The sequence below is a fragment of the Bradyrhizobium sp. AZCC 1588 genome (genome assembly GCF_036924735.1).
Classification (GTDB): Bacteria; Pseudomonadota; Alphaproteobacteria; order Rhizobiales; family Xanthobacteraceae; genus Bradyrhizobium.
This window is the reverse complement of the sequence record NZ_JAZHSC010000001.1, coordinates 4,627,877-4,641,312: the sequence shown is the minus strand read 5'-3', so window position 1 is coordinate 4,641,312 and position 13,436 is coordinate 4,627,877. Positions and strand designations below refer to the sequence as shown.

12 protein-coding genes are annotated in these 13,436 nt (G+C 61.9%); 9 read left to right on the top strand and 3 right to left on the bottom strand.

The window, feature by feature from the left end; genetic code table 11:
• Positions 1-154 precede the first annotated feature (154 nt).
• The 7 genes from V1277_RS21830 to V1277_RS21800 all read left to right on the top strand — a co-directional run bounded on the left by V1277_RS21830 (position 155) and on the right by V1277_RS21800 (position 6,886).
• The gene (locus tag V1277_RS21830; RefSeq protein WP_028349565.1) at positions 155-937 is read left to right on the top strand and encodes a thiazole synthase; all 783 of its coding nucleotides are present in this window, start codon (positions 155-157) and stop codon (positions 935-937) included.
• Complete coding sequence (locus V1277_RS21825; protein ID WP_334418053.1) at positions 924-1,550, top strand: thiamine phosphate synthase; 627 nt, start codon at positions 924-926, stop codon at positions 1,548-1,550. The genes V1277_RS21830 and V1277_RS21825 overlap by 14 nt, the downstream gene beginning before the upstream one ends.
• A 271-nt stretch (positions 1,551-1,821) precedes the next feature.
• Positions 1,822-3,786: a phosphomethylpyrimidine synthase ThiC gene (thiC, locus tag V1277_RS21820; RefSeq protein ID WP_334418052.1), complete on the top strand. Its 1,965-nt coding sequence runs from the start codon at positions 1,822-1,824 to the stop codon at positions 3,784-3,786.
• A gap of 25 nt (positions 3,787-3,811) precedes the next feature.
• Positions 3,812-4,210: a hypothetical protein gene (locus tag V1277_RS21815; protein WP_334418051.1), complete on the top strand. Its 399-nt coding sequence runs from the start codon at positions 3,812-3,814 to the stop codon at positions 4,208-4,210.
• A 128-nt stretch (positions 4,211-4,338) separates the two neighbouring features.
• Entirely contained in the window at positions 4,339-4,845 is a 507-nt protein-coding gene (locus V1277_RS21810; protein ID WP_334418050.1) for a hypothetical protein, read from the top strand.
• Between the two features lie 171 nt (positions 4,846-5,016).
• Entirely contained in the window at positions 5,017-6,045 is a 1,029-nt protein-coding gene (locus tag V1277_RS21805; RefSeq protein ID WP_334418049.1) for an IS110 family transposase, read from the top strand.
• A 559-nt stretch (positions 6,046-6,604) separates the two neighbouring features.
• Positions 6,605-6,886, top strand: a complete 282-nt coding sequence (locus tag V1277_RS21800) for a helix-turn-helix domain-containing protein (RefSeq protein WP_334418048.1) — start codon at positions 6,605-6,607, stop codon at positions 6,884-6,886.
• Between the two features lie 172 nt (positions 6,887-7,058).
• Here V1277_RS21800 and V1277_RS21795 read toward each other — a convergent pair whose 3' ends face one another.
• On the bottom strand, positions 7,059-8,147 hold the full coding sequence (locus V1277_RS21795) for a DUF2272 domain-containing protein (RefSeq protein WP_334418047.1): 1,089 nt from the start codon (positions 8,145-8,147) through the stop codon (positions 7,059-7,061).
• A gap of 1,144 nt (positions 8,148-9,291) precedes the next feature.
• Between V1277_RS21795 and V1277_RS21790 the strand changes: the two genes are divergently transcribed.
• Positions 9,292-9,816 (top strand): SPFH domain-containing protein, encoded by a 525-nt coding sequence (locus V1277_RS21790; protein WP_334418046.1) that lies wholly within the window; start codon positions 9,292-9,294, stop codon positions 9,814-9,816.
• Positions 9,817-10,033: 217 nt separating this feature from the next.
• Complete coding sequence (locus tag V1277_RS21785; protein ID WP_334420426.1) at positions 10,034-11,134, top strand: alkene reductase; 1,101 nt, start codon at positions 10,034-10,036, stop codon at positions 11,132-11,134.
• Between the two features lie 102 nt (positions 11,135-11,236).
• On the opposite strand, the gene V1277_RS21780 is transcribed toward V1277_RS21785, so the two are convergent.
• The gene (locus tag V1277_RS21780) at positions 11,237-12,979 is read right to left on the bottom strand and encodes an ABC transporter substrate-binding protein (protein WP_334376907.1); all 1,743 of its coding nucleotides are present in this window, start codon (positions 12,977-12,979) and stop codon (positions 11,237-11,239) included.
• 128 nt (positions 12,980-13,107) lie between these two features.
• A complete protein-coding gene (locus V1277_RS21775; protein WP_334418045.1) occupies positions 13,108-13,434 on the bottom strand; it encodes a DUF2160 domain-containing protein in 327 nt (108 codons plus the stop codon).
• Positions 13,435-13,436: the final 2 nt, after the last annotated feature.

The following is a 13,436-nucleotide window of genomic DNA, read 5'->3' as shown; positions in this document are numbered from 1 at the left end:
CGCACTTCGCTGTCATCGCCCGGCTTGACCGGGCGACCCAGTACGCCGCGGCTTCTCGGTTCGATCGCAGGCTTCCCGGCGTACTGGATCCCCGCCTTCGCGGGGACGACGAGTGGTGGGCGCGATGACGAGTTGTGGAACGGACACTGACGCCATGCTGAACTTCTACGGCAAAACCTTCTCCTCCCGCCTGCTGATCGGCACGGCGCTCTATCCCTCGCCGGCGATCATGCAGGAGGCGATCCGCGCCTCCGGCGCCAACATCGTCACGGTGTCGCTGCGGCGCGAGGCCGCCGGCGGCAAGACCGGGGATGCGTTCTGGTCGCTGATCCGCGAGCTCGATGTCACCGTGCTGCCGAACACCGCCGGCTGCCGCAGCGTGCGCGAGGCGGTGACCACCGCAAAGCTCGCGCGCGAATTGTTCGGTACGCCCTGGATCAAGCTCGAAGTGATCGCCGACAACGACACGCTGCAGCCCGACGTGGTCGGCCTGGTCGAAGCCGCCGGAATCCTGATCAAGGACGGCTTTGAGGTGTTCCCCTATTGCACCGAGGATCTTTCGGTGGCGATGCGGCTGGTCGAAACGGGGTGCAAGGTCGTGATGCCCTGGGCCGCACCGATCGGCAGCGCGAAGGGGATTACCAACCGCGATGCGCTAAAACTGATGCGCGAGCGCCTGCCTGACGTGACGCTGGTGGTCGATGCCGGCATCGGCGCTCCGTCGCATGCTGCCCACGCCCTCGAGCTCGGCTACGACGCCGTGCTGCTCAACACCGCGGTGGCAAAAGCTGCCGATCCCGTCGCGATGGCGAAGGCGTTTCGATCAGGCGTCGAAGCCGGCCGCACCGCCTATGAAGCCGGCCTGATGGAAGCCCGCGACTTCGCCTCGCCCTCCACCCCTGTGATCGGGACACCGTTCTGGCATGCCGTATCCTGATCGCCACGCGTATCCTGATCGATTTTACCCCGTCGTTGACAGCGTCGCCTGGGTGGCGCGGCTGGCGCTGCTCGGCGCCGGCACCATCCAGTTGCGCGCCAAGAATCTCGACGACGCCGGGGCGCTGCAGATCGTGACCGACGCGCTGGAGGTCATCAAGGGCACCGACGCCAAACTCGTGGTCAACGACTACTGGCGCGCGGCAATCGTCGCCGGCGCAAAGCACCTGCATCTCGGCCAGGAAGATCTGGTCGACGCTGACCTCAACGAAATCCGCAAAGCAGGGCTGACGCTCGGCATCTCCACCCATGACGACGAGGAGTTGGCGACCGCGCTTGCCGCCAAACCGGACTACGTCGCGCTCGGTCCGATCTTCCCGACCACGCTGAAATCGATGCGTTTTGCGCCGCAGGGCATTCCAAAGATCACCGAATGGAAAAAGCGCATCGGCAACATCCCGCTGGTTGCGATCGGCGGCATCAAGTTCGAACAATCGGCCGAAATCTACGCCGCCGGTGCCGACTCCATCGCCGTCGTCAGCGACGTCACCCAGAACGCCGATCCGGATGCAAGGGTGCGGCAATGGCTGGGCGAGAACGCGGAGGCTGCGTGATGCACACCTCTTCCCCGTCATTGCGAGCGAAGCGAAGCAATCCATTGGTCCGCATATTCGGTGGCAATGGATTGCTTCGTCGCGGAGCCTGTCATCGGGCGGCGCTTTGCGCCGACCCGTTGGCTCCTCGCAATGACGGACAAATTTTCCACCGGCGTCATTCCGGAGCGCGCGCCAGCGCGAATCCGGAATCTCGCTCAACAACGTCGAGGTTCCGGATCGGTCCGCTACGCGGTCTGTCCGGAACGACGCCCATAAAACGGAGGATTCCATGAACATTCGCTCCAACCCCAACACCACGCTCCCCGCCGTCACCACCGGGCCCCTGCCCTCGTCGCGAAAAATCTTTTCTACGCCGGACGCCGCGCCCGACCTGCGCGTGCCCTTGCGCGAGATCATCCTCTCCGAAGCCGCGGGTGAACCGAACCTCCCGGTCTACGACACCTCCGGCCCCTACACTGATCCGTCCGTGACCATCGACGTCAACGCCGGTCTCCCCCGCAATCGCCTCACTTGGGTGAAAGAGCGCGGCGGCGTCGAGGAATATCAGGGCCGCGAGATCAAGCCGGAAGACAACGGCAATGTCGGCGCCTCGCACGCCGCAAAGGCCTTCACCGCGCACCACAAGCCGATCCGCGGCCTCGACGGCCACAAGATCACGCAGCTCGAATTCGCTCGCGCCGGCATCATCACCAAGGAGATGATCTATGTCGCCGAGCGCGAAAACCTCGGCCGCAGAAAGCAGCTCGAGCGCGCGGAAGCAGCGCTTGCCGACGGCGAAAGTTTTGGCGCGTCGGTGCCCGCCTTCATCACGCCGGAGTTCGTTCGCTCCGAGATCGCGCGCGGCCGGGCCATTATCCCATCCAACATCAACCATGCCGAACTTGAGCCGATGATTATCGGCCGCAACTTCCTGACCAAGATCAACGCCAATATCGGCAACTCCGCCGTCACTTCGTCGGTGGAAGAGGAAGTCGATAAGATGGTGTGGGCGATCCGCTGGGGCGCCGACACCGTGATGGACCTCTCCACGGGGCGTAACATCCACACGACGCGGGAATGGATCTTGCGCAACTCGCCGGTGCCGATCGGCACTGTGCCGATCTATCAGGCGCTGGAGAAGTGCGAAGGCGATCCCGTCAAGCTGACCTGGGAGCTTTACAAGGACACGCTGATCGAGCAGTGCGAACAGGGCGTCGACTATTTTACGATCCACGCCGGCGTCCGCCTGCCCTACATCCACCTCACCGCCAACCGCGTCACCGGCATCGTGTCGCGCGGCGGCTCGATCATGGCGAAGTGGTGCCTGGCGCATCACAAGGAAAGCTTCCTTTACACGCACTTCGACGAGATCTGCGACCTCATGCGCAAGTATGACGTCTCGTTCTCGCTCGGCGATGGCCTGCGTCCCGGCTCGATCGCGGATGCCAACGACCGCGCGCAATTCGCGGAGCTCGAAACGCTCGGCGAATTGACAAAAATCGCGTGGGACAAGGGCTGCCAGGTGATGATCGAGGGCCCCGGCCACGTGCCGATGCACAAGATCAAGATCAACATGGATAAGCAGCTTAAAGAGTGCGGCGAAGCGCCGTTCTACACCTTGGGCCCGCTGACCACCGACATCGCGCCGGGCTACGACCACATCACTTCAGGCATCGGTGCCGCCATGATCGGCTGGTTCGGCTGCGCCATGCTCTGCTACGTCACGCCGAAGGAGCATCTCGGTCTCCCGGATCGCAACGACGTCAAGACCGGCGTCATCACCTACAAGATCGCCGCCCACGCCTCTGACTTGGCCAAGGGCCACCCGGCCGCCCAGCTCCGCGACGACGCGCTCTCCCGCGCCCGTTTCGACTTCCGCTGGACCGACCAGTTCAACCTCGGCCTCGATCCGGACACGGCAAAAAGCTTCCACGACGAGACGCTGCCGAAGGAAGCCCACAAGGTCGCCCACTTCTGCTCGATGTGCGGCCCGAAATTCTGCTCGATGAAGATCACGCAGGACGTGCGGGACTATGCAGCGACGCTGAACGATCCGGCGAGCGTGGGGATGTCGGTGAGCGGGACGATCGAGGATGGCCTGCCCTCCGACTTGTCCGCCGACGCCGAAGCCTCGGCGAAGGCGGAAGCCTTGGCGAAGGAGGGGATGGCGGCGATGAGCGCCAAGTTCAAGGAGATGGGAAGCGACCTCTATCTGGATGCGGAGAAGGTGAAGGAGAGTAATCGGGTGTTGTGAGCGCTACCCACTCACGTAAACCGCAATGACCGATAGCCTGACCGGTGTCTGGGACGGCACCTTCGTTCAGCGACACGTTGGCATGGTCACGTTTCTTGCGACGCTCATCGATTCCGGCGGCGCGCTCGCAGGAAACGTGACCGAACCCTGCACGGTGCCCGGTTGCCCGATCAGCACCCATAACGCCTCGATTGCGGGCCATCGATCCGGCAGCGCCGTCTCGTTCATCAAGCGTTACGACCCGCCCGGCCACGGCTATGGCGCCGTGTCCTATGAGGGCGTCGTCAACGCCGAGGCGACGGAGATCGACGGGCGATGGAAGGTGCCGGGGACGGCGGACTCCGGGACGTTTCTGATGGTTCGCTCAAGCAAGCCTGCAGAAGCGGTGGCAGCCGAACAACGGACCAAGGAGCCGGCGCGGTAGCGGGTGGCGTTAACCCTTAGAGCGGATTAGCGGAGCGTGATCCGCCATTTTACTAACTTCAGATGAATTGGGTGCCGGCGTTGCGGTTTGAAATCTTACCTGGGCTACCGCCGTACGGGCCGCGGGCCGTGTCGTTCACCGGACGCGGCGAGCACGAGTTTCGTGAAGGGCTCGTGGTACGCTTTTATCCAGAAAAGTCCGATCCGTGGGTCGGCAACTTCCTTGGAGGGATGACGAACTGCACGGCTGTGCTTGGTCATCCTAATGGAGCGGATGTGATTGTTGTCGCAGACGGTCACACCTGTGTCATCGATCCCGAATCGCGCGCTATGCAAGATTGCTTAGCATGGGACGACATCGCGGCCGTATTTCCCCTGCAACAACTCGGCCTGGTAGTATTCCAGGGACTGGTCGATTTCGCCGCCGTGCGGTCAGACAATTCCGGATGGATAAGCCCACGGATTTCGTGGGATAGCTTCCGCAACGTCAAACTACATGAAACCGAGCTCACGGGCGAAGCATGGACTCCGGTCGGAGACATTTGGGCGCCATTCACGCTCGATCTTTTGACAGGCCACTGCACTGATGGAATATATGCAAAGGATATGGCGCGAGCAGTCCGCGTAGGGTCGTAGATGGGGTAACGGGCCCCTGGTCCCACCTTCCAAGCGAGCCGCGCTTGCTACGGCGCTTTTGGTAGGCGCGCTTCGCGCGGCTCGCTTGGAAGGTGGGCGGTCGTCCCTCACATGGATGGTGTGACGGAGTCGAAGGATGAGCCTCGCTCCAAACATCGAGGAGAGACGACCATGGACCATTATGCCGGAATCGACGTTTCATTGGAATGCTCGAGCGTGTGCGTGGTTGAGGCAACCGGCAAAATTTTGCGCGAGGCCAAGGTGGCCAGCGAGCCGGAGGCGTTAATCGCCTGGTTCCGTTCGCTCGGCTTCGGCCTTGAGCGGATCGGGCTGGAGGCCGGACCGCTGTCGCAATGGCTGTTTGCGAGGATGAAGGCGGCCGGACTTGCCGTGGAGCTGCTGGAGACACGGCACGTACGCAAGGCGTTCGAGGCCATGCCGGTGAAGTCCGATCGCAACGATGCGCGCGGGATTGCGCAGTTGATGCGGCTGGGCTGGTTCCGGCCGGTGCATTGCAAATCGATGAGCGCGCAAGAGACGCGGGCAATATTGACGGCCCGCAAGCTGGTGCAATCGAAGCTTCGCGATGTCGAGAACAGCCTGCGCGGGATCCTGCGCGGTTTTGGCCTTAAGGTTGGCAATACGACGGAGCGGGAGTTTGCAGGACGGATCAATAAACTCGTTACAGCCCACCCGCATCTTCAAAAAATCGCCGATGCACTGTTGTCGGTGCGCGAGGCACTGCGGAAGGAGTTCACGGCTTTCGAGAAGCAGACCCGCAAGATGGTACGATCCGACATGCAGGCACGGCTGCTGACGTCGGTCCCGGCGGTTGGCCCGATCATCGCACTCACCTATGCCAGCGCCATCGACGATCCGGGACGGTTCACGTCGTCGAAGCGGGTGGGAGCGCACTTCGGGCTGACCCCGAAGAGGCATCAATCCGGCGAGACCGACTACACCGGCCGGATCAGCAAGATCGGCGACGGCTCGGTGCGCACGGCGCTCTATGAGGCCGCCCACCTCATGTTGACCAAGCCGATCAAAGGCTGTTCGCTCTTGAAGAGCTGGGCGATGCGGATCGCCAGGCGCGCCGGCATGAGCAAGGCCAAGGTGGCACTGGCGCGCAGGCTCGCGGTGATCATGCATCGCATGCTCGCCGACGGAACCCCCTTCAACGCCGCCGCTGCGGCAATCTGACAGGAGAACGCAAAACAGTTTTCGGGCAGGTCACGACACCAGGCCTTCTCGAAGCGAAGTCCCATCGCCGGGACGATGGATCAGGTCAGACCGCTAATCCGCCAGTGGCATCACGACCACGCGTCCGTAGATTGGTCGGCCTATCCTCTTCCAACCCCATCAGGTGGCGGCCTTGCGCCGACCCCGTACAGAAGCGAGACCCCGGCGAACGGACAACGCAAAAAGGGATTGACTGATCGAGGCCCGTTACAGAAGGGCGGATTAGCGAAGCGCAATCCGCCGCGTTGAGGCATGGATTGCTCCCGCTCTCGCTAAAGCTTCGGCGGACAAGTCGCAGTGCGGATCGCGAGGGAACGCGCCAGATGCGACGCGGCGGCTCACGCGATTATCTGCCTGCCTTTCAAAATATACCTCTAGGTGTAGCTGATCGACGTAGAAACTTTTCCGTGCTCATTAACCTTGCATTAACCATTCGCGCCCACGCTTCCCTGCGGCAGGGGGTGTGATTCCTGATGTTTCTGCTCCGCGTTTCGGAGCAAGCGTCGATCGGGAGGTGTAGATGCCCCGTGAGTATGATGACGTTTACCTCGGCCTGGACTGTGTCCCCGTGCCCGAGATTCCACTATCGGATTCTCATACCCTTTCACCCCACGAGATCGTGCCGATGCTGATCGGCTCGACGGTCGAGGCGATCGAACGCGAGCTCGTGCTGCAGACGCTGGCGCGCTGCCACGGCAACCGCACCCACGCCGCCCGCCTGCTCGGACTTTCGGTGCGCACGATGCGGAACAAGATCCGGCAGTATGCGACTGATGGCGTCGACGTACCCGGACATGGCTAGAGTGCGGCGGCACAATCCACGCTGTCTGACACTTGAACCGAAATCACCGCACCCGTCGTTGCGACAAGCGCAAGCGATGGCCTGTCCGCCGTGCCCACCATCATGAGCACGGCGTGAACTGGCAGGCACGGCGCTTCGCGCCTTTGCCCATCCTACGGTCTATGCTCCGTTGTCAGCGATCGGAGAGTCTGATGAAGCCAACGATCTTTTCCGTCATCAAGTGCTCGTGGAGACGAATGGCATTGCCGACATTCCCCTCGATCGCGGAGAATTTGTCGGGGCTGGACGAATAGACGATCCCAGCTCCAGAAGGCACGGACAAGACCTTGCCGGCGCGAACGTCTTCCAAATTCTCCGCAGAAGCGCGCAGGAATATCACGATATCGCCCGGCAAGGCTTGCTTCTCGTTCGGAATGAATGTGAGCTTTTTAGCAAGGGCGTCCCGCCAGATCGCGATATTGGCCGGCGCCATGGCGAGATTGTCGTTGTTTCCGGTTTCCCGGATCAGCCACGACAGGAACGCCCCGCTCCAAGGCATTCGTGTGTTAGTCACGTTAATCGAAGGTATGGCGCGCCAGTATTGCAGGACACGCTCGGCGGTAGCTTCCTCGTCGACGTTGCGATTGATTTCCGCAACGGCAAGACCGAGCAGCCTGGTCGCCGCTTTGGTTTGCGACGGATTTTCCGGCGGGATCGGGAGATTGTAATTTGGACGACTGAACGTCGCAGCCGCGCCGGTCGGCGGGATGCTCGGCCCCTCGCCCGGCTTACGGTTGTCAAGGAAGGTCTTGAGCGCCGCTTTGCGTGCATCGTCGGCAATCAGGCCGGCATCCAGCAGAAACGCGAGGTTGACGGCCGCTTTTTCCGGATCAGCCGTCTTGATGACCTCCAATATGCGCGCTGCCTCGGCCTTTGAATTTTCGATGCGAAGCTGACCCTCGGCTTTTTCCCGCTCGAGCTTGATCTGCTCCTGGCTGCGCGTGAGTTCGAGTGCGCGTTGCGCCTCGCCGTTGACATAGGCCAACCACGCATTCCCGAGCGCGGCGAGCGCGGCGGCGAAAACCGCCAGAACCAGCGGGTTGGTCCAGCGCGCCCATTTCTGATCGGCAAGCTTGGCTTCGAATTCGCGGGTCTTCTGCGCGGCTTCCTGCGCCGCGGCACGCTCCTTGATGTCAAGCTCGCGCTCGCGCAGCCGAAGATCGGCCTGCCAGCGCTGCTGCTCCGGGCTCGCGTCGATGGCGTCTGAAGAAACTGGAGTCACGCGTCACCTGGAGGGCCTACAACCAAAGCGAGCTTAGCGGCAGACGGGTGATAATGGCAAGTAGACGGATGGTCGGCAAAGCGATCGCGTGCCCACCATCATGAGCGCGGCGTGAGCTGGTGGGCACAGCGCTTCGCGCCTTTGCTCACCCACGGGCCGCGGACTGATTTGCCTGCTGCGCAAGCGCGATTTCGTGCTGCGGTCTGCGACCAATTGGCACGACGGGCAAATCACTTCTGATTTTCAGAAATCGCGTCAACTCCCGGAATCAAAAATATTTCGCTTAACGTGCAGGGCAAATCAGTCGCATAACTCCGCCCGTCTCACCCATTGAGGGGCGCTCGCGATCGTCACGAACGTGCGGTGAGATGCGATGGACGCTGAATGCGCAAGACGTAGGCGCGGGAAGCGTACGGCGAAGTCGTGTGGTTCTGGCGCCGCGGTGCTGGCGTTAAGTTGCGCAAGGTTCGTCCTCGCGCGGCGACGGAGGCAAAAGAGCCGTTCTCCGGGAAGAGCACGAAGTAAGCCGTAAAGCCATTGCGCAGGGAAGGCCGGGATGCTCCCGCTGTACCTGTATGCTCGTGTGCGTGTTCTTTATGCGCACCTGCACACGAGACCGCGGGTGCAGCAAGCACCCGGTCTTCCCTGCGCCCTCTATTTGAGAGGGCGGGAAGTTGAGAGCAAACCTCGGGCGCAATGCGTCGCGAGAGTGCCGACGCACACTCAATTGTCGTCACCCGCGAAGGCGGGTGACCCAGTATTCCAGAGACGTCAACGATTGAACCGATAAGCCGCGGCGTACTGGGTCGCCCGGTCGAGCCGGGCGATGACAGCGGAGGATTCAGGGACGACGGGAAAAGACCAACAATTCGGCGTCATGATGCGCCGATCGGAAATCCAAATGTCAGGGAAGAGCTGCGCTTTTTTCGTTTAATCGTTCTACTTCAGATAGCAATGACTTATTTTCGACGCAGGAAGAGCCAAGAGAAGAACGGATGTCGCGGTATCCGCCAACGAGATAAAAACACGGCAGGGAAGGATAAAAGTGGGTGAACTTCTGGGCTCTATCGTTTTTTCTTTGATTGTAATCGTTTTAATCGCCGGCGCATGGACCTGGATTTCGGCGCTGTTCAGGAAAGGGGTCATGGCGCTGCTCGGCTTCGATCGGGTCTGCGTGCAGCAGTTCGAAACCGTGCTGCTCTACCGGAACGGGCGTTTTGAAAAGGCCCTGATGCCCGGCCGGCACCGGATCCGCGCCGGCAGCCGCCAACTGGCGCGGATCGATTTGCGCCCCGAGGTGTTTCGGTTCACGCAAGGCGCGGTGTCCGCCGACCGCTTTGCGGTCAACCTCGTCTATGTCGTCCGGACGAAAATCGTCGATCCCAGGGCCGCTTTCGAAAGCACCCAGAACTACCGGGACGAGATCTTCATCCGACTGCAATCGGTCGCGAAAGCGGTGTGCAGCCGAAAACCCCGCTTGGAAATTCAGATGGATCACCAGAGCTTTGGCAATAGCGCCCAGAAGGCCGCCAGCCAGGTGCTTCGCTCGATCGGTTGCGAATGCCTGACGTTCGAGCTGCTGCAGGTGGACTCCACCGGACCCGTCGCGGAGCTTGACAACCGGCGCATGGGATTTGCCGCGCACCACAGCATGATGAAGGAAGCCTGAACCAATGTGATCCGGCACCCGTAGAAAGGTTGCCTATGCTGCGCCGATGCCGATTTCGAAACAATTATCCTACGCACGCGCGCAAACGCTGCTGCTCGACACCCGGGCGGCCGGCACCGTGCGCAGCTCGTCTGCGCAAGCCGAATGGCTCTGGCATTGCGAAACTGCCCGCAATGCCCAACTCTTCTTTATCGTCATCCATCCGGACATCTCCGACATGAGCCAGACCAAACTGTTCGAGCCCTTCAAGCTTGGCCCGATTGCGCTGCCCAACCGCCTCGTGATGGCGCCGCTGACCCGCAACCGCGCGGTACCGCCCGGCATGGTGCCGAGCCCGCTGGCGGTCGACTATTACGGCCAGCGCGCTTCTGCCGGATTGCTCATCACCGAAGCGAGCCAGGTTTCGCAGCAGGGCCAGGGCTATCAGGATACGCCCGGCATCTATTCGAAGGAGCAGATCGAAGGCTGGCGCAAGGTCACCGACCGCGTGCATGAAAAAGGCGGGCGCATCTTCATCCAGATCTGGCATGTCGGCCGCATCTCGCACACCACGCTGCAGCCGGGCGGCGGCAAGCCGGTCGCGCCGTCGGCGATCCGAGCCAAGGGCAAGACCTTTGTGGGCGGCACCTTCACTGAAATCTCCGAACCGCGCGCGCTGGAGCTGTCGGAAATTCCAGGGATCATCGACGACTTCAAGCGCGGCACCGAGAACGCGCTGGCCGCCGGTTTTGACGGCGTCGAGATCCACGGCGCCAACGGCTACCTGCTCGACCAGTTCGCCAAGGACGGCACCAACAAGCGCACGGATGCTTACGGCGGAGGAATCGAGAACCGCGCAAAGCTGATGCTGGAAGTGTCGCAGGCGGTGGCCGCGATCGCAGGCCCCGAAAGAACCGGCATCCGCATCTCGCCGGTAACGCCGGCCAACGATATGTCCGACTCTAATCCGCAGCCGCTGTTCGATCATATCACGGATGGGCTCAACGCGCTGAAGTTGAGCTACATCCACGTCATCGAAGGCGCCACCGGCGGCCCGCGCGACAACGCACCGTTCGATTACGCAAGCCTGCGTAAGCGCTTCAGCGGAGCCTATGTCGCCAATAACGGCTACGACTTCGACCTCGCGACGAAAGTGCTCGAAGCCGACGCCGCCGACCTGATCGCGTTCGGAAAACCGTTCATCTCAAATCCCGACCTGGTCGAGCGGTTGAAGCAGGGCGCGCCGCTGAACGAGTGGGACAAGGCGACGTTCTACGGCGGCGGGGCCAAGGGATATACGGATTACCCGACGCTGGCGGCGGCGCAAGCGGCGGAGTGAGGCACCACAGTGCGCCCCCTCTCCCCGCAAGCGGGGTGAGGTAAGAAAAAAGGCCGGGATTGCTCCCGGCCTTTCGTCTGCATCACTCGTAACGCGCGAAGCTTACTTCGCCTCCGCCCGCTTCGGCGGCGTGGCCGGCCACGACTTGATCAGCGCGTCGTAGTCGACCGTCTCGCCCTTCGGCTTCTCGTTCGCCAGCTTGCGCGCCGGCGCGATGGTCTTGTCTTTCTCGGCCTTGGCGAACCAGAACTCGGCGGTTTCCTTCTTGTTCAGCTTCGGCCCACACTCTTTCTGCACGCCACTTTTCTCGAGACGCTCGAGCACCGAGTCCTGCGCTGCGGCCAGCGCATCCATCGCAGCTTGCGGCGTCTTTGCACCGGACGACGCATCGCCGATGTTCTGCCACCACAATTGCGCGAGCTTCGGATAGTCGGGCACGTTGTTGCCGGTCGGGGTCCACTGCACGCGCGCGGGCGAGCGGTAGAACTCGATCAGACCGCCGAGCTTCGGCGCGCGCTCGGTGAACGACTTGTCCCAGATGTCGGATTCACGCACGAACGTGAGGCCGACATGGCTCTTCTTCAGGCTCACCGTCTTGGAGTTGATGAACTGCAGATAGAGCCAGGCCGCCTTGCGGCGATCGGGCGGGGTCGACTTCAGCAGCGTCGCGGAGCCGGCGTCCTGGTAGCCGAGCTTCATGCCTTCTTTCCAGTACGAGCCGTGCGGCGACGGCGCCATGCGCCACTTCGGCGTGCCGTCCGCGTTCACGACCGCAATACCCGGCTTCACCATGTCGGCGGTGAAGGCGGTGTACCAGAAGATCTGCTGGGCGATGTTGCCCTGCGCCGGCACCGGGCCTGCTTCGGAGAAGGTCATGCCTTGCGCCTGGGGCGGAGCATACTTCTTCATCCAGTCGAGGTATTTGGTGATCGAATAGACCGCCGCCGGGCCGTTGGTGTCGCCGCCGCGCTCGACCGACGAGCCGACCGGACGGCAGCCTTCCATGCGGATGCCCCATTCGTCGACCGGCTTTCCGTTCGGGATGCCCTTGTCGCCGTTGCCGGCCATCGACAGCCAGGCGTCGGTGAAACGCCAGCCGAGCGAGGGATCCTTCTTGCCATAGTCCATGTGGCCATAGACCTTGACGCCGTTGATCTCCTTGATGTCGTTGGTGAAGAACTCGGCGATGTCTTCATAGGCCGACCAGTTCACGGGAACGCCGAGCTCGTAGCCATACTTGGCCTTGAACTTGGCCTTGTATTCCGGATTGGAGAACCAGTCGTAACGGAACCAATAGAGGTTCGCGAACTGCTGGTCGGGCAACTGATAGAGCTTGCCGTCCGGGCCCGTAGTGAAGGATTTGCCGATGAAGTCGTTGACGTCGAGTTGCGGGTTGGTGACGTCCTTGCCCTCGCCGGTCATGTAGTCCGACAGGATCACGGTCTGGCCGTAGCGGACGTGGGTGCCGATCAGGTCCGAATCGTTGATCCACCCGTCATAGACGTTCTTGCCGGACTGCATCTGGGTCTGCAGCTTTTCGACGACGTCGCCTTCCTGGATCAGGTCGTGCTTGACCTTGATCCCGGTGATCTCGGTGAAGGCTTTCGCCAGCGTCCGCGCCTCATATTCGTGCGTCGTGATGGTTTCCGACACGACGTTGATTTCCATTCCCTTGAAGGGCGCGGCGGCCTTTTCGAACCACTGCAGCTCTTTCAACTGGTCGGCCTTCGACAGCGTCGAGGGCTGGAACTCGCTGTCGATCCACCTTTGATTGACGGCGTCGTCCGCACGAACAGGTGCGGCAATGGTCACGGATGCGGCGATCAGCGCAGCCGCGCTGGTCATCGTCAGAAAGCTCTCCTTGGTCAAGGGACCGTTTCTTCCTCTCAAGCGTCGCATGTTGGATCCTCCGTTGCAGCGACAAACACATATTCAGGCCCGGGTTGATCCCGGATCTGTCTTTTTCCGCCGTTTCAGACCGTGCGAAAGATCGCAACGGCCGAGACGAGCGAAATCAGGGTTGCGAGCCACAGGCTCGAAATCTCAACGCCCTCCCCGATCGGCAGCGTCAGAAGCGGATCGGTGCCGACAAAGGCGATCCATAACAAATGGATGACGGCGGCAAGCACCAGCGAAATGAACAGCCGGTCGCCGCGCGTGGTCGGAATGCGCAGGATGCCGACGCGCTCGGCTTCGGGATAAGCGATCCCAAGCCATGTCATCACGCCGAGCGTCAGCGCCAGCATCACGAAGAAGATCGCGGTCGGCAGCGTCCAGGCCATCCATGCGATATGTTCCATGG